22 protein-coding genes are annotated in these 21,261 nt (G+C 68.2%); 8 read left to right on the plus strand and 14 right to left on the minus strand.

The features are described 5' to 3' along the window. Window positions 1–4: 4 nt before the first annotated feature. From ACGFI8_RS08470 to ACGFI8_RS08480, 3 genes are all read right to left on the minus strand, one after another. Window positions 5–556, minus strand: a complete 552-nt coding sequence (locus ACGFI8_RS08470) for a GNAT family N-acetyltransferase (protein ID WP_392801829.1) — start codon at window positions 554–556, stop codon at window positions 5–7. A 57-nt stretch (window positions 557–613) separates the two neighbouring features. Then, window positions 614–1,333 carry a hypothetical protein gene (locus ACGFI8_RS08475; RefSeq protein WP_392801831.1) on the minus strand — a complete coding sequence of 240 codons (720 nt, stop codon included), beginning with the start codon at window positions 1,331–1,333 and terminating at the stop codon, window positions 614–616. A 466-nt stretch (window positions 1,334–1,799) separates the two neighbouring features. Next, window positions 1,800–2,276, minus strand: a complete 477-nt coding sequence (locus ACGFI8_RS08480; RefSeq protein WP_392801834.1) for a hypothetical protein — start codon at window positions 2,274–2,276, stop codon at window positions 1,800–1,802. A 186-nt stretch (window positions 2,277–2,462) separates the two neighbouring features. On the opposite strand from ACGFI8_RS08480, the gene ACGFI8_RS08485 reads away from it, so the two are divergent. Genes ACGFI8_RS08485 through ACGFI8_RS08505 form a run of 5 tightly spaced genes read left to right on the plus strand, consistent with a single transcriptional unit; the run spans window position 2,463 to window position 6,056 of the window. Continuing rightward, window positions 2,463–3,761, plus strand: coding sequence for a hypothetical protein (locus ACGFI8_RS08485; protein ID WP_392801837.1), 1,299 nt, complete (start codon window positions 2,463–2,465; stop codon window positions 3,759–3,761). A gap of 13 nt (window positions 3,762–3,774) precedes the next feature. Continuing rightward, window positions 3,775–3,981, plus strand: coding sequence for a hypothetical protein (locus ACGFI8_RS08490; protein WP_392801841.1), 207 nt, complete (start codon window positions 3,775–3,777; stop codon window positions 3,979–3,981). A gap of 25 nt (window positions 3,982–4,006) precedes the next feature. Next, window positions 4,007–4,516, plus strand: a complete 510-nt coding sequence (locus ACGFI8_RS08495) for an NADH-quinone oxidoreductase subunit B (protein ID WP_392801843.1) — start codon at window positions 4,007–4,009, stop codon at window positions 4,514–4,516. Further along, a complete protein-coding gene (locus tag ACGFI8_RS08500) occupies window positions 4,513–5,085 on the plus strand; it encodes an NADH-quinone oxidoreductase subunit C (RefSeq protein WP_392801846.1) in 573 nt (190 codons plus the stop codon). The genes ACGFI8_RS08495 and ACGFI8_RS08500 overlap by 4 nt, the downstream gene beginning before the upstream one ends. Next, on the plus strand, window positions 5,085–6,056 hold the full coding sequence (locus ACGFI8_RS08505) for an NADH-quinone oxidoreductase subunit H (RefSeq protein ID WP_392801849.1): 972 nt from the start codon (window positions 5,085–5,087) through the stop codon (window positions 6,054–6,056). The genes ACGFI8_RS08500 and ACGFI8_RS08505 overlap by 1 nt, the downstream gene beginning before the upstream one ends. Here the strand turns inward: ACGFI8_RS08505 and ACGFI8_RS08510 are convergent. Next, the gene (locus ACGFI8_RS08510; RefSeq protein WP_392801851.1) at window positions 6,022–7,497 is read right to left on the minus strand and encodes a pyridoxal phosphate-dependent decarboxylase family protein; all 1,476 of its coding nucleotides are present in this window, start codon (window positions 7,495–7,497) and stop codon (window positions 6,022–6,024) included. The two genes, ACGFI8_RS08505 and ACGFI8_RS08510, sit on opposite strands and share 35 nt — an antisense overlap. Next, a complete protein-coding gene (locus tag ACGFI8_RS08515) occupies window positions 7,439–8,785 on the minus strand; it encodes an MFS transporter (protein WP_392801854.1) in 1,347 nt (448 codons plus the stop codon). The genes ACGFI8_RS08510 and ACGFI8_RS08515 overlap by 59 nt, the downstream gene beginning before the upstream one ends. 64 nt (window positions 8,786–8,849) lie before the next feature. On the opposite strand from ACGFI8_RS08515, the gene ACGFI8_RS08520 reads away from it, so the two are divergent. Further along, window positions 8,850–10,226, plus strand: a complete 1,377-nt coding sequence (locus ACGFI8_RS08520) for a gamma-glutamyltransferase (RefSeq protein ID WP_392801857.1) — start codon at window positions 8,850–8,852, stop codon at window positions 10,224–10,226. Here ACGFI8_RS08520 and ACGFI8_RS08525 read toward each other — a convergent pair. The 9 genes from ACGFI8_RS08525 to ACGFI8_RS08565 form a co-directional block, all read right to left on the minus strand. Beyond that, entirely contained in the window at window positions 10,145–11,170 is a 1,026-nt protein-coding gene (locus ACGFI8_RS08525) for a hypothetical protein (RefSeq protein ID WP_392801859.1), read from the minus strand. The genes ACGFI8_RS08520 and ACGFI8_RS08525 overlap by 82 nt on opposite strands. A 296-nt stretch (window positions 11,171–11,466) precedes the next feature. Further along, window positions 11,467–11,754, minus strand: coding sequence for a hypothetical protein (locus ACGFI8_RS08530; RefSeq protein WP_392801861.1), 288 nt, complete (start codon window positions 11,752–11,754; stop codon window positions 11,467–11,469). Beyond that, complete coding sequence (locus ACGFI8_RS08535) at window positions 11,747–13,105, minus strand: tyrosine-type recombinase/integrase (RefSeq protein ID WP_392801864.1); 1,359 nt, start codon at window positions 13,103–13,105, stop codon at window positions 11,747–11,749. The genes ACGFI8_RS08530 and ACGFI8_RS08535 overlap by 8 nt, the downstream gene beginning before the upstream one ends. Further along, window positions 13,102–13,287 carry a helix-turn-helix transcriptional regulator gene (locus ACGFI8_RS08540; RefSeq protein WP_392801866.1) on the minus strand — a complete coding sequence of 62 codons (186 nt, stop codon included), beginning with the start codon at window positions 13,285–13,287 and terminating at the stop codon, window positions 13,102–13,104. Before ACGFI8_RS08540 ends, ACGFI8_RS08535 begins: the two co-directional genes overlap by 4 nt. Next, on the minus strand, window positions 13,284–15,038 hold the full coding sequence (locus ACGFI8_RS08545; RefSeq protein ID WP_392801868.1) for a replication initiator: 1,755 nt from the start codon (window positions 15,036–15,038) through the stop codon (window positions 13,284–13,286). The genes ACGFI8_RS08540 and ACGFI8_RS08545 overlap by 4 nt, the downstream gene beginning before the upstream one ends. Then, window positions 15,035–15,562, minus strand: coding sequence for a DUF2637 domain-containing protein (locus tag ACGFI8_RS08550; protein ID WP_392801870.1), 528 nt, complete (start codon window positions 15,560–15,562; stop codon window positions 15,035–15,037). Before ACGFI8_RS08550 ends, ACGFI8_RS08545 begins: the two co-directional genes overlap by 4 nt. Beyond that, the gene (locus tag ACGFI8_RS08555; protein WP_392801872.1) at window positions 15,559–16,983 is read right to left on the minus strand and encodes an FtsK/SpoIIIE domain-containing protein; all 1,425 of its coding nucleotides are present in this window, start codon (window positions 16,981–16,983) and stop codon (window positions 15,559–15,561) included. Before ACGFI8_RS08555 ends, ACGFI8_RS08550 begins: the two co-directional genes overlap by 4 nt. Continuing rightward, complete coding sequence (locus ACGFI8_RS08560; RefSeq protein WP_392801875.1) at window positions 16,983–17,384, minus strand: hypothetical protein; 402 nt, start codon at window positions 17,382–17,384, stop codon at window positions 16,983–16,985. Before ACGFI8_RS08560 ends, ACGFI8_RS08555 begins: the two co-directional genes overlap by 1 nt. Window positions 17,385–17,633: 249 nt before the next feature. Next, window positions 17,634–18,083 (minus strand): hypothetical protein, encoded by a 450-nt coding sequence (locus ACGFI8_RS08565; RefSeq protein WP_392801877.1) that lies wholly within the window; start codon window positions 18,081–18,083, stop codon window positions 17,634–17,636. 569 nt (window positions 18,084–18,652) lie between these two features. Here ACGFI8_RS08565 and ACGFI8_RS08570 point away from each other — a divergent pair. Next, window positions 18,653–19,864: an ATP-binding protein gene (locus ACGFI8_RS08570; RefSeq protein ID WP_392801879.1), complete on the plus strand. Its 1,212-nt coding sequence runs from the start codon at window positions 18,653–18,655 to the stop codon at window positions 19,862–19,864. Further along, on the plus strand, window positions 19,864–21,255 hold the full coding sequence (locus ACGFI8_RS08575) for a hypothetical protein (protein ID WP_392801882.1): 1,392 nt from the start codon (window positions 19,864–19,866) through the stop codon (window positions 21,253–21,255). The genes ACGFI8_RS08570 and ACGFI8_RS08575 overlap by 1 nt, the downstream gene beginning before the upstream one ends. Window positions 21,256–21,261: the final 6 nt, after the last annotated feature.

The following is a 21,261-nucleotide window of genomic DNA, read 5'->3' on the forward strand; positions in this document are numbered from 1 at the left end:
TCGGCTACGTCCGAGGCGCCGAGGTGCTCGAAATCGCCTTGAACTCGTCGCGCAGCACCGAGTAGAGGAACAGGTCGCGCCACCGGCCCTGCCGGAACTGGGCCGAGCGGATCGTCCCCTCCTGCTTGAAACCGACCTTGTCCAGCGCCCGCTGCTCGGCGACATTTTCCACGTCGGTGTACGCCTCGATGCGATCAAACTGGCTGATGTCGAACAGGTATGACACCAGCAGCCGCTGTGCCCCGGTGCCGAATCCCTTGCCGCGGAACTCGGGCAGCAGCGAGATGCCGATATTCCAGCAGCACCAAGTCGGCATGCCGTAGGTGACCTTGCTCCACACCACGGACCCGGCGACCGTGTCCTCGTGCTCAACGATCAAGCACCCGTTGTCCGGCCCGATCAGCCGATTCTCGTCGAGCCGGCGGCGGGTGCCCGCGATATCCCGATACCCCGACCAGTTGAACGTGCCTCCGGCGTCGGGCTCATCGGCTTGCCGCTCGAATAACCACAGGTCGGCGGCAGTAGCCGGTCTGAGCAGGACGTCGGCGAGGTTCACGGCCGGATTGTATCTGAATTCGCGTCGGCATTGCGGTGTGTCGCCGTTCATCCCCGTTCATCCCCCGAGCGACGGGGCGCCGCCCTGTTGTTTTTGCCTACCCAGCGCGTCCAGATGTTCCTTGCGAGCCCGCAGCGCGATGTCCGGCAGCTTGCCGAAGACGACGATCGTGCGCTCGTGCACGTCGCCCAGCCCGTCCCGGACTTGTACGAGGATGTCGAACTGGGTGAGTTCGGCCAGGGTACGGATGTTGAACCAGCAGATCAGTGGCGCGTCGCGGGCTGACGACGCAGGCAGCGCCGCGCCCGGCCCCATCTCCCGCACGAAGTAGTCGACGCCGCTGACCAAGCCGCGGCTGTCCATCACCCGATTGATCTCATCGAGGGTGGTATGCGTCGATGTCGGCGCGTTGGTGAATCCCACGACATACTGAAACTGCAGGACCACCGCGATGCCGGGGCCGCCGTTGTGCAGCCACACGATCCACTTGGTGCTCGCGGCGTCAAACGTGCCCTTCTCGTCGCTGATCACGTAGCTCAATGTCGGGCGGTTGGCGCGGGCCCACTGCAGCCGGGCCAGCAGCAATCCGGTCATCACCCCGAGCAGGGTCGCGGTGTTGGACGTGTCGAGCACGGTGAACCGCAGCGGCCAGTCCTGCCTCGCGGCCGGGCTCATGTTCTGCCGGACAACCTCCCAGATCAGGTTTGCACCTAGCACCCCCAGCAGCAGGGTGGGGAAGTACACGAAAAGAAACGACCGCCGCACGATGTGCCCCACGGTGGGATCCCGGGGTTTCTTCGCCACGCTCAATGGATAGCACGCCGGTGAGTGACATTGAAGAGCCTGAACGTACGCCCCGTTCCGGATGTCCCGTGTACGCGGTCGAGTTGCGGCATATGCCTCTGGAAACGCTGACTTTTAGCCATTTCGTCGAATGGTCGGCTGGAACAGAGGAGGTGCTGCCGACGGGCCGCCGGGGTGCGGGTGATCGGCTACGCGAATCGGCCGTCCAAGGTCGAGACGTGTCCCTTCGCCCCGGTCCGCTTCGACCGTCTTCACGGCGGCCCACCAACGGGGACCGCGAGGCACGCCGCGAGAACGACAGCGACGGCCGCTGCGGCACGGAGTCGCGATGAACGCGAGGGGAGGGGCTGCGCGATCACAAGAAGACCCGAGATCGTGTCGCGGGGCGAGGTGGACGACCGGGCACCTCGAAATCCGTCGGGGTGCCCGGCGACGCGGGTCAGCCGCAGTTGCCCATTTGGTAGCGATCGCCCGACGCCCAGGTGATGCCGTCGGGGGCGTAGATCTTGCCCCCGTAGGACACGCACTTGCCCTTGGCGGGCCCCTTGGTCGCCGCGTAGTAGGAGTACAACCCCTCGTCGGTATACATGCCGCCGTCGCTGACCCAGAGATTCGCCTCGGTGTACGTCTTCGTACCGACCCAGCTCGACTTCAGGGTGACGACACAGTTATATCCGGTCGCGTTGTTATACATCAGGTAGACGTCACCCACGCTCCGACCCTGGGCGTTGATCACGCCGCGGTGCCCGTCGGTAACGCTGCTCCAACTGCCGCCGAACTCATTGCTGCACGCCGACGCCGCCGTGTAGGGGTTGCCCGCGGCGTGGGCCGGGGCGCCGGTCACCGCCACCGCCACCAGCGCCGCCGTGCCTGTCGCACCGAGCCGACGGGCCCAGGTCTGTACCTTCTCCAGCACACTTCCTCCAAGTCTGGAAACCGCCGCCAGATGATCTCACAGTGAAACCGGACGCCGCGTCCGAAATGGTCACGGGCCTCGTATTCCTCTAGGGGTGGCTCTGCTAGAGCGAAAGCGGACAAGATGGGGCGTTCTGATCTTCGCGAGTGCTCACTGCGTTGTGCCGGTGCGCGAAAATCGAAGATTGTGGACGGTTCAGTTGAGACGGACCGCACGCCGTGGCGCTGGGCGGTGTGGTTCGTCGTCTGGTACGTCGTCGTGCTGGTGCCCGCGCTGGGGCTGATCGCGCTGACCGCTTGGGTGCCGGCCGTGCCCGGTGCGCTGCTGCTACTCGCCGGGTTCGTCGTCGCCGGCTACGGCACGATACACATCGTTCGGCGTTTCGCCGGGGTGACACCGGTCGGGAATCCGCCGGACGTGGTGCACGGCGCCGATCGCCCCGACCAGCGGCGTGAACTGTCCCGGACGGTGTGGTCGTCGCTCAGGTCGCTCGGGCGTGGGATCGCGCTCCTGGCGGTACCGGCGGCGATCACGTATACGTTCGGCACCCTTCTGCAGCGGCAGGACGAGGTCGGCATCGGGCAGGTCGCGAACGTCGCCGTGTGGATCCTGGCGATCGTCGACATCGTGCTCATCACCGTGTTGGCCTTCACGCTGCTGTACCGGGTGTTGCGCTTCCTGGCCACCGTCGGGTGGGCGCTGCGGGTCGCACACTCACGCGCATCGGGCGACGAGGCTGCTGAGGCCGGCCCTCCTCCGGGCGTGCGGCCAGGGCCGAGCGGTGCGTACTGGGTCGGTGTCGTCGCGGTGGTGCTGTCCGGGTCGTTGACAGTTGGGCTGGTTGCTGTCTTGATCGACTTCGGCAGGGAGTCGTGGCAGTACCACCATGCGCCGCCGTGCTCGGAAACGGTCACGTCGGGCTGCAGGTCGCTGGAGACGACGCGGGTGGTCGACATCCGCCAGGTCAAGATCGACAGAAGCAAGCCGGACGAGTATCAACTGACCACCGGCGACGGCGTCCGGGCCCGGGTAGCCACGCGACCGAAGCAGTGGCGGTTGCACCCCACCGACGGACTCATGGTCACGATGGAACGCTACGACGGCAAGGTATTCGCCGTCTCCGCCGCAGGCGCCACCCGACGCACCACCGACAACCCGGACGAGCAAGTGCCCTTATTCGTACCGCTGGTGCCGGTCTCAGCAGGATTCATGTGGTACGGCGCCGCGTTCGCGGGGGCCGCCAGGGGAGTGCTGACCGGCCGGGAGGCACCGAAGCGGTCACGCCGGGCGGAACGACTGCGGCGGATCGGATTGGCGGTCGTGATCGGAGGGTTCATCACGTTCTTCCTGAGCGGGGTCCACGCCGGGCTGTCACTGCACGTCGTGCTGGCCGTCGAGATCGCGGTCACTGTGGTGGCGTTCCTCCTCCTGGCGTGGCACGCCCGCCGAGCGCCGGCGACGGCGGCCCCGGACCCTGTGGAGTGAGAGGTACCAGGCGTTGGCTCACGCGAGGGTGACGGTGTGCGTCGTGGTGCCCGACTTCGACGCGTATCGCGAGGTCCTGCCCGTCGACGCCGGGTTCGCAGGGCGGCGGGTGCTGTGGCGGCTGTTCGCCTACCTGGCCGTGGTGACGGTGGACGGGGGCTCGGTGTTCGGGCGGTCGTTCGTGCCGCGTATCGCCGCCGTCGTCGCCCGGTACGGATGAAAGCTCCGGCGAGTAGGCTGTCGCCATGTCGGGAGTGCTGGGTGAGCCGATCAAGTTCGTGCTCAACTGGGGGCGGCGCTACTCGCTGTGGGTGTTCAACTTCGGGCTCGCCTGCTGCGCGATCGAGTTCATCGCCACCTCCATGGGGCGGCACGACTTCATGCGGCTCGGCGTCATCCCGTTTGCGCACGGGCCGCGGCAGGCCGACCTCATGGTCGTGTCCGGGACCGTCACCGACAAGATGGCGCCCGCGATCAAGCGGCTTTACGACCAGATGCCCGAGCCGAAGTACGTCATCAGCTTCGGGGCCTGCAGCAACTGCGGCGGGCCCTACTGGGACTCGTATTCGGTGACGAAGGGCGTCGACCAGATCATCCCCGTGGACGTGTACGTTCCGGGGTGCCCGCCGCGGCCGGAGGCGCTGCTGCACGGGATCATGCGGCTGCAGGAGAAGATCGCCGGGGAGCAGGCCGGGTTTGGCGGCACGCCCCGGCCCGACGTGCGGGCGCTGACCGCGCTGCCGGTGAAGCCGTGAACCCGGCCGAGGTCGGCGAGCGGCTGATCGGGGCGCTCGGGGCCGGCGAGGCATCGGAGAGCGGCGGCGGGCGGTTCGCCCGGGCGACCGTCGACGTGCCGGCGGAGCGCTGGGCCGAGGCGATCCACACCGCCCGCGACGAGCTGGGCTGCGACTTCTTCGACTGGCTGTCCGCCGTCGACGAGCTGCCCGGCGGGTTCACGATCGTGGCGCACCTGTGGTCGACCGCGCGGCGGCACGGCGTGCTCGTGCGCACGGCGCTGCCGCGGGAGGAGCCCGCGCTGGCGTCCGTCGTCGCACTGTTCCCGGGCGCGGCCTGGCACGAGCGGGAGACCCACGAGATGTTCGGCATCGCGTTCGAAGGGCATCCCGGCCTGGTACCGCTACTGCTGCCCCCGGAGTTCGAGGGGCACCCGCTGCGCAAGGAGTTCGTGCTCGCCTCGCGCGTGGCCAAGCCCTGGCCGGGCGCCAAGGAGCCGGGCGAGAGCGAGCACGCGGCGGGCAAGCGCGCACCCATGCGGCCGCCCGGCGTGCCGGACCCCGACGAGTGGCCGGGAGGGCGCGGCTGATGCCGGTCTGGCTGGAGCTGGCGATCCGCGTCCTGGCGGTCGTCGTCGCGTTCCTCACCCTGCCGCTCATCGTCGGGCAGGCCGAGCACAAGGTGATGGCGCACATGCAGGGGCGCCTTGGCCCTATGTACGCCGGCGCGTTCCACGGCTGGGCGCAGCTCGTCGCCGACGGCGTGAAGTTCGTGCAGAAGGAGGACATCACCCCGCGGGCGGCCGACCGGCCGGTGTTCCGGCTCGCCCCGGTGATCGCCCTGCTGCCCTACCTGGTCGTCCTGCTCGTCATCCCGCTCGGCCCGCACGGGCTGGTGGCCCAGTCGCTGGACATCGGGCTGTTCTTCGTGCTCGCCGTGGTCGGCGTCGGCGTGGTCGCGGTGCTCATGGCCGCGTGGTCTTCGGCGAACAAGTACGCGCTGCTCGGCGGCCTGCGCGCGGCGGCTCAGCTGCTCGGCTACGAGCTGCCCTTCATCCTCGCCGCGCTCTCGGTCGCGATGGCGGCGGGCACGCTGTCGCTGTCCGGAATCGTCGAGGCGTGGCGGCCCTGGTGGCTGCTCTGGCAGCTGCCGGCGATGCTCGTGTTCTTCACCGCCGGGCTGGCCGAGATCCGCCGGCCGCCGTTCGACATGCCGATCGCCGACTCCGAGCTCGTGTTCGGCTACATGACCGAGTACACCGGCCTGCGCTTCGCGTTCTTCCTGCTCGCGGAGTACGTCGGCATCGTCGTCATCGCGGCGCTGACGACCGTGCTGTTCCTGGGCGGCTGGAAGGGGCCGTTCGGCCTGGACGAGCAGCTCGGCTGGGCCTGGACCCTGATCAAGGTCTTCGCCGTGTCGTTCGTGGTGATCTGGGTGCGGGTCTCCTACCCGCGGCTGCGCGAGGACCAGCTACAGCGGCTGTGCTGGCTGGTCCTGGTGCCCGCCGCGCTGGGCCAGCTCGTGCTCACGGCCGCCGTGAAGGTCGCTGCAGGAGACTGAGAAAAGCGACGAGCAGCTTCTCTCGTACGGCGGGATCCGCGGCGTCCAGCAGCGAGTTCACGACGGCCATGCGTTCCGGCAGCGCCCCGCCCTCGCCGAGCCCGAGCGCTCCGGCCAACTGCTCCACGCCCACGCTTTCGGCGGCGGCCGCCCCCAGCAGGTCGAGAATCCCCGGCGGCAGCTCGACCGGGCCGTGCTCGCGCGCCGCGGCCACCGACGCGGCCAGGTCGGCCTCGAACTCCGCGACGCGGGGCGCCACGGCGGCGGTGACGGTCAGGTGCACCGAGGCCGGAATCTCGCCGTGCCGGAACTGGGGCTGGGTGTGCCAGCCGCGGGCGGCCAGCTCGTCGGCGAGCACGAAGAGGTCGACCGCCGAGGACATGAAGGCGACGACCGTCGACTCCCGCGGTACGACATGAAGGTCTTGGATCTTGGAAACGGCGCCGGCGATCGCCGCGGTGGCGTCGCGCGTCTTCGCCGCCAGCGCCAGGTAGCCGTCGTCGCCGATGTGGCGCAGCGTCGCCCACGCCGCCGCGATCGGGCCGCCCGAGCGGGTCGAGGAGATGACCGGGTTGACCATGGTGTAGCCGGGCCAGTCGGCGTAGCCGAAGTACTGTGACGCGCGCAGCCGCTCGTCGCGGTGCAGCAGGACCGAGACGCCCTTCGGCGCGTACGCGTACTTGTGCAGGTCGACCGAGATGCTCGTGACCCCGGGCACGGACAGGTCGAACGGCGGGACGGGCTCGCCGAGGCGGCGCAGGTAGGGCAGCGTCCAGCCGCCGAAGCACGCGTCGACGTGGCAGCGCACGCCCGCGGCGGCGGCCGCCGCCGCGATCGGCTCGACCGGGTCGATCAGCCCGTGTGCGTACGACGGCGCGGAGCAGGCGACGAGGACCGTCTCCGGGGTGATCGCCGCGGCCACCGCCGCCGGGTCGACACGCAGCGTGACCGGGTCGACCGGGACGGTGTCGAGCGCCACCCGCAGGTAGGCGGCGGCCTTGGCCAGCGCGGCGTGCGCCGTGACCGGCATGACCAGGCGCGGGGCCGTGACGTCCGGGCGGCCGTCGCGGGCCGCCTTCACCGCGAGGATCAGCGATTCGGTACCGCCGCCCGTCACGCTGCCGACCGTGTGCTCGTCGCCGCCGAGGACCTGCGCGGCCGCGCCGACGAGGTCGTTCTCCATCGCCAGCAGTGACGGGAATGCGGTCGGGTCGAGCCCGTTGACGTGCGCCGACATGGCGTGCGCGGCGGCGGCGAGCTCGTCGAGGCCGGCCAGGCCCGGGTCGTAGACGTAGGCGAACAGCCGGCCGCCGTGCGTCGGCAGGTCGCCGCTTCGCATGGCCCGCAGCTCCGCCAGGACCTCCCCGGCCGGCACACCGTGCTCAGGCAACGCGCTCACGGGCCTCACCCTCCTGCGACAGTCGCGCTTCGTCGAGGTCATAGCCTCGCAGAGTGAACAGCGCCAATGCCACGACCACGGCCGGCACGACGGTGAAGCCGAGCAGCACGCCGAGCCGCGCCGTGTCGGTCTGCGCGGCGGCGGTGCCCGAGTCGCTGGAGACATACCCGAACCCGGCCAGGATCAGCGCGAAGATGCCCGGGCCGAGGGCGAGCCCGAACGTCTCGCCGGCCGTCCACAGCCCGGTGAACACGCCCGCCTGGCGCCGGCCGGTGCGCGCCGCGTCGTAGGCGATGCAGTCGGGCAGCATGGCCAGGCCGAAGACCTGCTGGCCGGCGTAGCCGCAGCCCACCAGGCCGGTGACCACGTACGTCGCGGCCGGGGGCAGGACCGGCGCCAGTCCGATGAGCGCGGCGGCCGCGGCGAAGAGCAGCGAGGCCAGGACGTACGCGCGCAGCTTGCCGAGCCGGGCGCCGACCCGCGACCACAGCGGCATCACCAGCAGCGCCGGCCCGACGAAGCAGGCGAACAGCACGGTGGCGCCGGTGTCCGGGTCCCGCAGGATCTGGGTGGCGAAGTAGCTCACCCCGGCCAGCATCGTCGCGATGCCGGCCGCCTGGACGATGAAGCAGATCAGCAGCCGGGTGAACGCGCCGTTGTCCCGCGCCGTGCGCAGCTGCCGGCCGAGGCTCGACTCGCTCTCCAGGACCCGGCCCGTCGGGGCGCCGCGGGTGCCGAGGAAGGATCCGGCGGTACCGAGGAGGATCAGGATCGCGACGAAGACGCCCATCGCCCGGTGGCCCGGGATCCCGTCGCCGAACCGCTTGGTCACCATCGGGGCCAGGGCGCCGGAGACCAGGATCGCGACCGCGAGCAGCGCGACCCGCCAGGTCATGAGCCGGGTCCGCTCGGCGTAGTCGTCGGTCATCTCGGCGGGCATCGCCACGTACGGGACCTGGTAGAACGCGTACGCGGTGGCGGTGGCGAGGAAGACCACGGCCACGTAGACGCCGCTGCGCACCGGCGCGGCGAAGATCGCGGCGAACAGCACGGCGACCGCGAGACCCCCGCCGAGCAGGAAAGGCCGCCGGGCGCCCCACCTGGTGCGGGTACGATCGGAAATTCGCCCGGCAACCGGGTTGATCAGCACATCCCACGCCTTCGGCGCCAGCACCAGCAGCCCGGCGATCCCGGCCGTGACGCCCAGGGTGTCGGTGAGGTAGGGCAGGAGCAGCAGACCGGGCACGGTGCCGAAGGCTCCCGTGACCAGCGAGCCGAGCGCATAACCCGCCCGAACGCGACCGGGCAGTGACTCCGACGGGTGACCCATGGTCCACGGATGCTACCGCGAGTTTTCTTCATGGAAAGGCTCTGATCCGAAGATCCCGGCGGGCGTGGCCGCGGGCCACCCCGCCACCGCCGAGGTGGGCCTGCGCACTCTCGAGGCGGGCGGCTCCGCCGCTGACGCGGGCGTGGCCGCCATGCTGGCCGCGTGCGTCGCCGAGAGCGTGCTGACCGGCATCGCCGGCGGCGGTTTCGCGACGTACCACGAGGCCGCGACCGGCACCACGACGTGCCTGGATTTCTTCTGCGCGGTGCCGGGCCTGGACGCCACCCGCGCCGCCGCCCCCATGGAGCCGATCGCGGTCGCCTTCGGGGGCGTGCCGCAGCGGTACGAGATCGGCGCCTCCAGCGTCGGCGTCCCCGGCGTCCCCGCGGGCTGCGGCGCCCTGCACCACCGCTGGGGCCGCGTGTCGTGGCGGCGCGTCGTGGACCCGGCCCGGTCGCTGGCCCGCAGCGGCACCCTGCTGCCGCACGCGCACGCCGCGACCCTGGCGACCTTGCGGGCGGCGATGCTGCCCGGCCTCGGAGCGCAGGTGTACGCCCCGAACGGCCGCCTCCTGGCCGGCGGCGATCTCCTGTTCCACCCGGGCCTGTCCACGGCCCTGACCGTGCTGTCCGACGAGGGCCCGGCCGCCTTTTACAGCGGCTCCATCGCCGAGCAGACGGTGGCCACGGTCCAGTCCGGCGGCGGCATCCTGACCCAGAGCGATCTCAGGTCGTACCGCGTCCTGTCCCACCCCGTGGCGGCGGCCTTCCTTGCCGGCCGGACGGTGCTGGCACGGCGCGATCTGAACAGATTTATCGAAACCTTAGATGATTTAACCGATGTAGCGGATCTGCCGCGACCGGCGCGGGCGGTCGCTCTGGCGAACGCCCTGCGCTCGAACGCTCCTCAGCGCCTGGGCGACACCACGAACATCACGGTGGTGGACACCGACGGCAACGCCTGCGTGATCACCCTGACGCTCGGCATAGGCTCCGGGGTCTGGCTGGACGGCCTGGGCATCCACCTGAACTCCATGCTGGGCGAGGGCGAGTTGATCCGTCCTGGTACGAACCCTGGCGACCGCATGGCCTCGTGCATGTGCCCCACGGTGGTGACGGCCCCGGACGGACCCCTGCTCCTGGCCATAGGCTCGGCGGGCGCCACCAGAATCCGCACAGCCCTGCTCCACACCTTGATCAACACTCTGGTCGACGACACCGACACGGCGACCGCGATCCACCGCCCGAGGTTCCACGTGGTGTCGGATGTGGTCCACGCCGAGCCCGGCTACCCGGAGGAGGAGCTGGAGGCCCTGTCGGAGGCCGGCTACAAACTCCAGCGGTGGGACTACCTGGACCACTATTTCGGCGGCGTGAGCGCGGTAGGCCCGGACGGCGCCGCCGGCGACCCGAGGAGGGGCGGCACCGGCCGCCGCCTCTGACCGGCCGCACGCGCCCGAGGCGGCCCGCTAAGCATCCGCTCGGCGGAGGCGCTCGGCCGCTTGTGCCCGGAGCGCATTGCCGCACACCGGGGGTTGACCGTGCAGGACTTCCCATCGGGCGTTGTGCGCCGCCGGCCACAAGCTGGCCGCCCACGCGATCTCCTGCTCCATGGCCGTGAACAAGCGCCCCCGAACGTCCTGATACGCCACCAGGAACGCCTCGGAACTTTCGATCGGCGCCGCGTGGGCAGTCCGACACCTCTGGCGAACGCCCCACTCGCCGCTCCCACCAGCGCCGCCTCCGGTTGCCACGCCAGGCTGTCCCAGTCGTGCACCGCCCACACCTCCCGACCGCGCCACCGGAGGTTCTGCGCCTCGAAGTCGGCGTGGCCCAGCACGCACGGCAGACCGGCGGCCAGCAACCGCCCGCGGGCCCGCTCGGCCGTGGCGACGACGTGCGCGGGCACGGCGCTCTGGTCCCGTTCATCGAGGAAGTCGATCGCCGGCCACGGCCCGGAACCCGTGTGGTCCCAACGCACCCACCGCGGATTCGGCAGCGGCGGCGCGACGGCCACGTCGGCCAGTTCGGCCATCAGCCGGGCGAACACTTCCGCGTAGCGCACGGCCACGTCCGGCGACTCCCCGTGCAACACGTCGCCGCCGTCCCGAAACTCCTCGGCGTGCACGGCCAGCGAACCGACACCGACCACCGGCGTGAGCGGCCGGGCACACGGAAACCCGCGCTCGGCCAGCCGAGCCTGGGCCGCGACACACGACACGGCCCGACCGTCATCGTCGCGCGCCTTGACCACGACGTCGTTGCCATCGGCCAACCGGAGCCCGAACACCATCGAGATCTGGTGCAACTGGAACAGCACGCCGGCGGGCTCGCCGCCTAGATGATCCAGACACCAAGCCGCCAACCAGCCCGGCAGATCGTCCAACGGCACGGTGAGGACTATCCCATGTGCACCGCGACATCTGCGGCCATCGCAGAGACTGGTTGACCGCAGCGGCCGAGACCCAGCGGGACCAACGCGAAGGGCCTGTCACCAGCGTTTCCGCTGGTGGCAGGCCCTTTCGCCTGCCTGGTGGCGGGTAGAACCTCTGTAGCTTTCGCGACGGATTTACAGAGCACCAGCGATCTTGATAGGCCCACCGCCCCTGAGCAGGCGTTTGGCAAGATCGTCAACACCTCGGTCGCGGCGGCGCCCACAACCCGCCCACAACCTGCCAACGGCTACCCCTGGTCGCCTGAGGGCTCAGCACCGAAGTCGCCCAGACTCTCGATCAAGCGCTCCTGGGCGGCCCGTAGTCGTTCGGCGTAATCGGACGCGAACAGATCCGGAAGTGCCTTGTCGAGCGTGCCGCCGATCCGGTGCAGCGCCGACCACACCGCACGGTCATCGACGACCCGCTGAAAGGCTTCCGTGGACTCCACCCGGTCCAGCCAGTCCGAGAGCACCAGCGCCTGGTCATGACTCAACTTGATCAACACATCTGGCTTATCCACGACCTGATCATGCACCGAGCGCACCAGCAATCTTGGTGTTGTTCCCCTCGTCCCCGCCGTCGACGCAGTTGGCGTACACCTTCAGCAGGACCGCGACGCCGTGGCCCAGCCTGCGAGCGACCTCGGTCGGCGGCACGCCGGCGTTGAGCCAGAGCGAAGCCGCAGCATGACGGAGGTCGTATGGACGGCGAGCGAGCGGCGAGGCGACCTGTTCCGCACTGAGCGCCTTGATCCGCGCCATCTGCCACCACCGATTGCATATCGAGGACGACAGCGGCCCGCCGTGGATGCCCCGGAAGAGCCGGCCGTCCTCAGCCACGCCGAATGTCTCGACGTGGTGGCGCATCATCGCGACGAGCTGCGGCGGCAGCGGGACAGGTCGAGTCTCTGTCCGAGCTCGGTGCTTCAGACCGCGCCGCTCGTGCGCAGAGCCGTCGTCGGTCCAGTGCGAGCCGACATGCGGCGCAGTCTCAGCCAATACCGCCTTTCCCCAGCCGGTCGCCGGGAGGAGGCAGTCGCCGTGCCGCAGGTCGGCCGCTTCCGAGGGGCGCATGCCCGCGTAGTACAGGCAGCCGAAGAAGGCGACCACCCGCTCGGCCCGCTTGCCGAAACTTCGGACAGCGTCGAGCAGCGCGGCGACCTGGTCTGGGTTCGCCACCACCCGCCGGTCGATGGCCTGCGCGATCTCCGGCTTGGTCCACTGGATGCGGTCGATCGGGTTCGAGTCGAGGTGCCCCAGCTCGACGGCGTACCCGAGCGCGTTGTAGAAGGTGGTCCGCTTCCGCTGGACCGTCGTCGCCGCAGCCGGCTTGCCGTCGAGCCGGACGCAGAGCCCGTCGAGCACCCGCCGGATCACCGCCAGGTCGGCAAGGTCGACGATCGGCCGAGACGAGCGCTCCAGCCAGGCCAGCGCCGCCGCCATGTCGTCGGGGACCTGGTCGTTCCAGCGGCGAGGGTTGAAGGCATACAGATAGAGCGCTTGCCTCAAGATGTTGTCGTCCGGCCGGCCGCGCCGGTTCGGTGAGATCAACAAGACCGTTAGCGAGGTAAGCGCCTCGACGATCGAGCGCCGAGAGTGCGCCGACATCCGCGGCCACTTCATGCCGCTGTATGCGCGAGCGTGTTCGTACCACGTCGTCGTGTTCCGCGCCCGGACCTCCGACATCGGCCGGCCGGTCGCCCGGTCGAACGGCTCGCCGTCGTTGGCGGCCTTGATCAGTCCGGAGCGGAATGAGTTGGCGAGCGCCCTGGTCTTGAACATCTCCTCGAAGCGCTGGCCGTCGACCGCCCACCGGACCCGCCAGGGACGGGCCTTCCGATCCGCGCGCTTGGTGATCTCCCACGTTTGGACCTGGTAGCTGTTCATGCGGCGTCGCTCTCCAGGGAGCCGAGCCAGTCGTGGAGGACCGACCGGCGGATGCGCAGCTCCCCGTTGGGCAGCTTGATCACCCGCGGTGCCTTGCCGACCTGTCGCCAGTAGAACCAGGTCGAGCGGGAGACCTTCAGCTCGGTCAGTACCTCGGGCACGGTCATCAGCTCGTCTTTCACGCCTCTCCGTTCCTCCCCGTTGCCTGAGCTGCTGTCGAAGTTGCCGAAACGTCGGGCGGCCCTTGCGCAGCCGCATTCATGGCCGTTCGCAGTTGGGCGCGTTGCTGGATGCGAGCCGAGATGGACCGCAGGAGTCGGTGTTGCAGCGGTGGTACGTCGGGGTCGTCGTTGCGGGCCATCTCCCACGCGAACGGGGCCGGCTGCCCCGGGCGAGCGTCGACGGTCGGGGCCTGGTCGTGCGGGTCGGTGATGCCGAGGAGGGCCTTGACCCACGCGCGGTTGTCGTACTTGTGGTCGGCGAGGGTCTTGCCGGACCACTGGCGTGAGACGAGGACGCGCCGGCCGCCCATGCCGAGGGTTGTCCGTTGGTGGACCTTGGCCTTGCAGCGGCCGGCGGACTGGTTGGGGCGGGCGTTCTTCGGTTGGACGCCGTAGCGGAGCCAGTTGGCGCAGCGGGGCGAGCAGGGCGTGTATCGCAGTTCGGCCCAGAACCGCTCGAGGTGTGCGGTCTGCCGGGTGGTGGTCGTCTCGTGGCAGGTGTCGACGGACTTGGTCAGGTACTTGGTGAGGTAGCCGATCAGCTTGTCGGCCTGTGGGGTGCCGCCGAGGACGCCCTCTGCGTGGACCTGCGGGCCGAATCGGGCGACGTGGAGCGGTTCGGCGTCTGGGTCGGCGTCGACCTGGTCCAGGGCCTCGTCCCAGGTGGGTAGCGGCTCGCGGGTCTGCGGGTCGAGGTACTGCTTGAGGTCGGGCTCCCAGATCGGGGCGTTGTGGTCTGGGTACCGGATGACGTCGGTGGGTGGCCACCAGACCTGGTGGTAGGTGGCCGCCGCGACCTTGCGCAGCAGTTCCCGGGGCACCGTGCCGCGCATGGCGAAGTGGGCGTGTGGGGCGAGGCGTCGTTGGGGCTCGACGCAGCCGAAGTACTGGACGTTCCAGCCGCAGGCGCGGCGGATGTTCTGCCAGAAGCGGTCGAGGAGGGCCGGGAAGTGCACGGCGTCCCAGGCGGCGCGGCGGTAGTCGTAGGTGGCTGGGTTGACTGGGGTTCCGTCGTTGAGGACGCGGCCGTACGTGTCGAGGGTGAGGGTGAGGAAGGTCGAGGGCTGGAAGACCTGTCCGTCGTGGCCGGTGAAGGTGCGGCCGATGGTGGTCGGGGCGACCTTGAGCCGTGGCAGGTCGGGTGCGTCCTGGCGGCGCCGGGTCGAGCGGATGCGGCGCTTGGCCGGCAGTTCCTCGCCGTCCGTAGCGCCGACCGGGGTGAGCCGACCGCGCATGCCCGATTCGGTGATGGCCTGGTCGAGTTCGCCGATGGCCGTTTCGAGCTCGGCGACTTGGTTCCACTCGGCGAGTTGTTCGGCGCGGTTGCGTTCGAAGACGAAGTGCGCGCGGAGCTGAAGCATTGCCCGCTGTTCGTCGGTGGGGTCGTCCGGGTCTGTCAGGGGTTCGTCGGTGCGGTGCCAGCCCTCCCGGCATTGCTGCTGGCGGAGCCGGCGGGCGCGCTTGGCGCAAGGCTTGCATTTGTCTTCCCGGGTGGCGCCGCAGGGCAGGTCGATGACTTCGGTCTGTCCGGTGGCGAGGTCGGTGCGGCGTAGCAGGACCGGGCGGGTACAGACGCCGTGTTCTTCGGCCATGGTCTTGAGGGCGTCGATGGCGCTGGGGGTGAGGAGTCGGGCGAGGCGGCTGCCCGGCCGGGGCTTGTCGGCCGCCGGTGGGGCCGGTTCCAGGCCGGGCAGCGTCGGTGTGTTGGTCACCGGGCGGCCCCGTTGATGCTTGGCCGGAGGAGCCCGTTCGGCGGCAGGACCGGCAGGCGTACCGGCGGCGCGGGTCGCGGTGGAGCAGGCTCAGCCGGCGGCGCGGCGTCGGCTGGCTTGTTGTCGTCGGCTGCCGCCCGGATGCGACCGCCCAGCTCTACGAGGCAGATCGAGGCGACCACGATGAGGCCGTCGACGGAGAACGGCAGCAGGTAGGGGCTGGCGCCGGTCTCGCCGTAGCGGGCCGCGACGCCGGCCATGTGCCAGTACGACACCCAGGCCGCGATGCCGGAGATGGCGATCGTGGCGACCACGCGCAGGATGGCCAGGCTGCGCCGGTGGACCGGCACCCGGGAGACCAGCTCGACGGTGAGCAGCAGCGCGAGCGGCGGCCAGGCCGCGATGGTCTGCGAGATCGGGTTGCCGTTGGCGTGCAGGATGTTCGCGGCGACCGAGGCAGCCACGCCGAGGAGGAGCGTGGCGCGGACGGCCCAGCGGATCCGCAGCAGTTGCGTCGTGGTCATACGAACTCTCCGTCCACGACGCGGGCGCCGTTGAAGGCGTAGGTGTCGGCGAGGTCGGTGATGTCGTCGTCGGTGAGGTAGGAGAAGCGGACGCGGGCCGGGGTGGGGTCGCCGTCGAGGACGACGAAGCCGACGCCGGGCAGGGACATGGGGATGCGGTCGCAGAGGGCGCCGCGGTCGCGCATGCCGTCGCCGAGGACCAGGTCGACCTCCGGCTCCTCAGCCAGGCGCAGGCCGATCCGCGTCGGGAACAGGTTCCGGAACGGCAGGACTTCCTTGCGCGGGTCCTGGAGGCAACCGATGACGTGGACGCCGACCGCGCGGCCCTGCGTGAGCAGCAGCCCGAGCACGGCCTTGATCCGGTCTTTGGTCTGGCGGTCCGTGACGTACGCGGTCAGGGCCGCCAGCTCGTCAATGACGATCACGATGAGCGGGTCGGTGACGCTAGCGATGTGCTGGCGGGTGCGGCCCCGCAGCCGCGCCGCCCGGTCCTGCGCCGTCTTGAGCGCCAACTCGAGGAGGTCGGCCATGGCCTTGAAGTCGGTGCAGGCGAACTTGGCGAACAGCCGCTCCCCGGCGCCCAGTTCCATGCCGCCCTTGGGGTCGAACGCCCACAGCTGGACGAGGCCGGCCGAGATGCCGCCAGCCAGGGCGCGGACGATCGACCAGACGACCGAGCCCTTGCCCGCGCCGGTGGCGCCGACGACGAGGATCTGCGTGCCGTACAGGCGCAGCTCGAAGACGCTGCCGTCCTCCCGCAGGCCGATCGGGAGCGCGGTGAAGTCCGGGACATGGGTGACGGGCAGCGGCTCGACCACCGTGGTCAGCGGATCGCCCCGGCGCATGGTGAGCACCACCAGGTCGGGCCGCGTGCCGGGCGTGACCCGGCAGTTGAGCGCGGCGAAGGTGTGGGTGAGGCGCTCGGAGACCTTGGCGAAGTCGTCCGGGATCTGACCGGTCACCATCCGCACGGTCAGCACGTCGGTGCCCCCGTTGACGCGGACCTTCTTGAGCACGGGCAGGATCGTGTGGCGCTCGAAGGTGACCGACAGGCCGGCAGTGACCATGGCTGGTTGCCAGATGCGGCGGTACCGGAAGCGCCGCCACCGGGCCAGCGCTGGCCACCACGCCCACCGCTGGCAGGAGGGCCAGTCCAGCGCCGCCCACAGGCCGATGGCCGCGGCGGGGATGCCGAGCGCGAGCCCGGGACCCCACCAGCCGAACCGGAGGTAGAGCGCGGTCAGGGCGGTGAGCGGGAGGGTGACGTACCAGAAACGGCAGTACACCACGAACAGCCGCCACAGGCCGCGGATGGTCCACAGCGCCAGGACGAGCCAGAGCGGGACCTTGAGGTACGGGGTGCGGACGTTGAACGGCGCGGGCTCGATCCGCTCGCCACGGATCACGTTCACGAGCGGCATCAGCGCTCACCGCCGTTCGCGAACAGGGCCAGCTGCGCGGCTGTCTTGCGGCGCTCGACCCGCCGGCGGGTCGAGCGTGAAGTGACGGCGGCCGGGACCAGGGCGCCGAGGTCGACCGGTCCGGCGGTGAGCGCGGGGACGTGCCGGACCATGGTCGGCAGCCACCGGCCCCGGCCGAGCACGGCGCGGAGGTCGGCGCGGTCGGAGACGTGCGGGGCGATGAGGTCCGGGTCGAGGTGGCGCAGCTTGACGACGGTCCGGGCGAGCGCGGCGGCAGCGGCCGAGATCTCGACCAGGGCCGCGACGCGGACGGTGTCGGAGGGGACGGTCTGGTAGAGCTCCCGGGCGGCGTTGACGCCGGTGGCCGCGAGCGCGGCGACGGTACGGCGGTGCGTCCTCATCGCGCCTCACCGCCGCCCGGGATGGTCGGGGCCGGACCGAGGCGGCAGTTGTCGCAGCACTGAACGGCGGGCGGGAGCGGGGCCAGGGTCTGGCAGGCGGAGCAGGTACGCCACACGGTGCCGTCGGGCGACGTGAGGCGGGCAGCATCGGCTAGCTTGGGCATTCCAGCCTTCTCCTTGAGGGGGTTGGGAAGGCGGGGCGGGCAGGTCTCTTGCCGGAGGAAGGCCCGCCCCGCGCGCAAAGCGCGGTCAGGCCGCCGAGGCGACCGGGGTGACGCCGAGTTCGGCCGGGGCGACCATGCCCGAGGCGCGGTAGGACCAGGCCAGCCGGGCGCGGCATCGGTGCGGCTGTCGGGCGCCCTTGCAGCCGGTCGTGTCGGTGTACGGCGTGACCGTCAGGTCGGTGAACGCGACCGGCGTGATCGACATCCCGGCCACCTGGATCGGCTCCGGCGGTACCGGCTGGTGCGGCGCGGCGATCTTGACCTTGACCTGCGGCGTGCGTCCGAACTTGGACGCCTCCGGGTCCTGGTCCATGACGGTGACGACCCAGAGCCGTACGCCGTGCTCGTCGCGGGCCTGGTTGTCGTCCTCGCGCAGCTTGTCGAAGTCGGTCTGCTTGTCCACGCCGAGAAACAGCGCCCCGGCGGGGAAGGCGTAGTCGAACGGCATCGGGTACCGCATCGAGTTGGGAACCACGTCTCTGAACCTCCATTGCATCGTGCACTTAGCTGCAACAGTAAGAGCACTTGTAAACACATGCCAATGAGTAATTCGAGACATGCTTATGAGTCAAGTGGCCACTTGCGACCTTGAGCAGCATGAAGAAGCGCCCGGGCCGTGGACCCGGGCGCAAGGTCTTCCTCGACGCCTGTCAGGACAGCAGGTAGGTGCCTCGATCTCGTGCCGGTTGTCCAGCAGCGCAACGGCGACTCCGAGCGCTAGGTCGCCACGCGGTGTGGACGGTAACGGTCACCGCGGGGAGCGGATAGGCGTGCGACTCAGCCACCCACCGAAGCCGCCAGCGATGTAGAACACTTCGCCACTATCGTGTCTACGGCAAGCGGTCGCCGATGAGGCGGAACGTCATATCGCCTCGCGATACTAGATTGACCGAATTGCCCTAGACTGCACCTGATACACAGACATCCGAACGGCATCCTGCACCCCATGCATGCGTTAGGGTTGCGGGCCAACATCGGAAAGCCGGATCGGAGGGGCTCTGGCTCATGACATCGGATTCCGGGCCACAACGACTCGTTGCACGGGTGAGGCACATCGACTACGAAGAGCGTGTCGCCTACCTTGAGTTCCGCAACGGCACAGTGATGCGCCATGCCCTCTCCGACCACGACGATGGGAAGCAGGACGACTCACTACTAGTCGGCGACGTTCTTCTTGTTGGGCCAAGATGGGACGACATCGACTTCGGTGCCCCAGAGTTGTGGCCGGATGAGACGTACCTGGCGACTGTTCGAAAGGTTCTAGGTGAAGAGGTAGTGGTTGACGGGGGCCTAAGGCTCCGGACTTTGTTAGCTCCAGAGGGTGTAGATCTCACCGAGGGTAACACTGTTGAAGTTTCGGAGCTGTCGGGCATCCGTCGCGTCGTAACAGAGGGCCCCATTGATCATTCACTGCTCCGCGATCGAGATTCAGTCGACCTTAGCTTGTTCAAGCAAACGCCAACCGAATCTCTGTCGCTCGACCACTTTGGCGGAAATCCCACAGTCAAGGAGCGTGCTCACGAGCTAATCGGGTTGCGCTTACAAAATGCCGAAAAGTTCGAAAAGATTAACGCCCGCCCTATCAAGGGTGTGCTGTTCTCTGGACCCTCCGGCACGGGAAAAACAATGCTAGCCAGGATCATAGCAAGCACAGTTGGAGCAGAGTTTTACCTAATCAGTGGACCACAGATTTTTAGCAAATGGTACGGCCAAAGCGAGGAAGTAATACGGGCGATCTTTACGGATGCCGGCAAACAGAAGAGGGCCGTAGTAGTTTTCGACGAGATCGACAGCGTTGCGAGCCAGCGAAATGAAGAGTCCCACGAAGCTTCAAAGCGGGTGGTTGGTCAGCTCCTTACAACGATGGACGGATTTTCGCAACGCAGCAACGTCATTGTTGTCGCGACCACGAACAGGCCCGACGATCTCGACATAGCGCTGCGGCGGCCTGGGCGGTTTGACTGGGAAATTCGTTTTGAGCTTCCGAGGCTGGAAGACCGGATGCAGATCTTGAAAACTTCCGCGTCAGGCTTGAACGTTGAAAACAACTTGCCGTACGAAAGAATTGCTTCGCTCACCGATGGATGGTCCTCTGCCCATCTGACCGCAATCTGGAGCGAAGCATCCATCCTTGCGGTGAAAGATGGTCGCGACTGTATCCTATCCGAAGATTGCATTGGCGGGTACGAGCGCGTTGCGGTACTTCATAGTCTGATGGCGACCGCGGCTGCGAAAACAAATCCGGAGAAGCAGTGATGGACTGGTTCTGGCGTCAACGACGTAGGCGCAAGAAGGCCGCGATATTGCAGGCTGAGAGGCTCCTCAACAACCCTCTGCGTGAGTTTGTATATTTGGACGAGGTCAGTATTACCAGTTTGGTGTCATCGCTGCTCGGGAAGGTGCCGAGCGAGTTTACTGACACATCGAATGTCGTGGTCAAAGCTCAGCGCAATGTAGGGTTCGATACCGATGCTGGCCCGATTAAGGTAAAGCTTGGGTTCGGCACCGATACAACACGAACGGACGACGCGAAGGTTCAAAGCAAAGCGACGATCCAGGCACTTTTCAAGCGCCTACACCAAGAGGTCAAAAGCACGCTCTTGACAATTCCGCCTGGCCCGAAGGCAATGCACCCAACCAAAGCGGATATAGAGCGCGCATTGCGCGGCGTGGCTGGCGAGGCGACGAAGCAGTGGATTGTTGAGCCAGCACAATTGCAGCGTGGATCTCTAGTCGAGTTGCAAGTGGAGCTTCAGGCCGATCCCATATTCCGGCTCAGCGCAATGGTCAGCACGTTTACCGATCTCGTCGAAGAGGGCAGCAAGACCTTTAGGGGAATTGATGAAAACTCCCTGAGGGAGCTATCATCGACCAACGCCATCCTTGAGAAGCTCATGGCTGGGCTTGTCCCGCTAAAGTGTAGGATCGTCGACTATTTGGCTATAGCCACTCCACAGGGTGAGACGCTAATACACCGCAGCGCTTATGAAATTCTGGCCAGCCAGAAGGATAATCCTGCCCATAACGTCTTCTTGGTCGGAGTTGTTGAGCGATCGTCCTTTTGGAAGGACATCCGCAGAGTCCTCTTTTCGGGTTCCCACTTCCGGGTTTTGTGCAGGCTAAATGACGATGGCGTGACACGTGAATGGACTGCCGTAAAGCTGGCGCATATGTTCAGCGAAGTGGCTCCGACTTTCCGGCAAGCGGTTGAACAATTTAGCCTCGACGCGACACGTTCCTTCCCGGAGCTCGAGGAGGCCGCCGTTCCTGAGATGCCGCCAGCCGCGATGGCGCTCATTAGGTTCGGTCAACTATTAGCGGATCGAGCGGGAATTGACCTAAATGACGAGGTAATGCAAAAGATGGCAAGCGTCGCAGTTCTCAGTTCAACCCAGACGGTGAGTGTTGATCGACGTCGCGCCGAGTTCGCCCAGATTTCGAACATCGTCCTTAGCGACGAAAACGAACTCAACGAAGGAAGAGTACCCGCAGAAGAACTGTCGCGATTGAGGATGCAGGCCATGGAAGAGTACGGACTACTTCCGGGCCAAGAACCGACGACGCGAGCCACCGCCCCTCTTCCCACTGCGCCACAGCGGGAAGAGGAGCGATACATAGACGCAGAGATTGTAGCCATCTATTGGTAGGCAGAT

The sequence above is a fragment of the Dactylosporangium sp. NPDC048998 genome, assembly GCF_043197855.1.
Lineage (GTDB): Bacteria > Actinomycetota > Actinomycetes > Mycobacteriales > Micromonosporaceae > Dactylosporangium.

What these genes read in the sequence shown, in the direction of transcription:
- ACGFI8_RS08535 (WP_392801864.1), bottom strand. Translation starts at nt 13,105, where the DNA reads ATGAACAGCTACCAGGTCCAAACGTGGGAGATCACCAAGCGCGCGGAT.
- ACGFI8_RS08555 (WP_392801872.1), bottom strand. Translation starts at nt 16,983, where the DNA reads ATGCCGCTCGTGAACGTGATCCGTGGCGAGCGGATCGAGCCCGCGCCG.
- ACGFI8_RS08510 (WP_392801851.1), bottom strand. Translation starts at nt 7,497, where the DNA reads ATGACCTCGACGAAGCGCGACTGTCGCAGGAGGGTGAGGCCCGTGAGC.
- ACGFI8_RS08575 (WP_392801882.1), top strand. Translation starts at nt 19,864, where the DNA reads ATGGACTGGTTCTGGCGTCAACGACGTAGGCGCAAGAAGGCCGCGATA.
- ACGFI8_RS08505 (WP_392801849.1), top strand. Translation starts at nt 5,085, where the DNA reads ATGCCGGTCTGGCTGGAGCTGGCGATCCGCGTCCTGGCGGTCGTCGTC.
- ACGFI8_RS08515 (WP_392801854.1), bottom strand. Translation starts at nt 8,785, where the DNA reads ATGGGTCACCCGTCGGAGTCACTGCCCGGTCGCGTTCGGGCGGGTTAT.
- ACGFI8_RS08560 (WP_392801875.1), bottom strand. Translation starts at nt 17,384, where the DNA reads ATGAGGACGCACCGCCGTACCGTCGCCGCGCTCGCGGCCACCGGCGTC.
- ACGFI8_RS08550 (WP_392801870.1), bottom strand. Translation starts at nt 15,562, where the DNA reads ATGACCACGACGCAACTGCTGCGGATCCGCTGGGCCGTCCGCGCCACG.
- ACGFI8_RS08495 (WP_392801843.1), top strand. Translation starts at nt 4,007, where the DNA reads ATGTCGGGAGTGCTGGGTGAGCCGATCAAGTTCGTGCTCAACTGGGGG.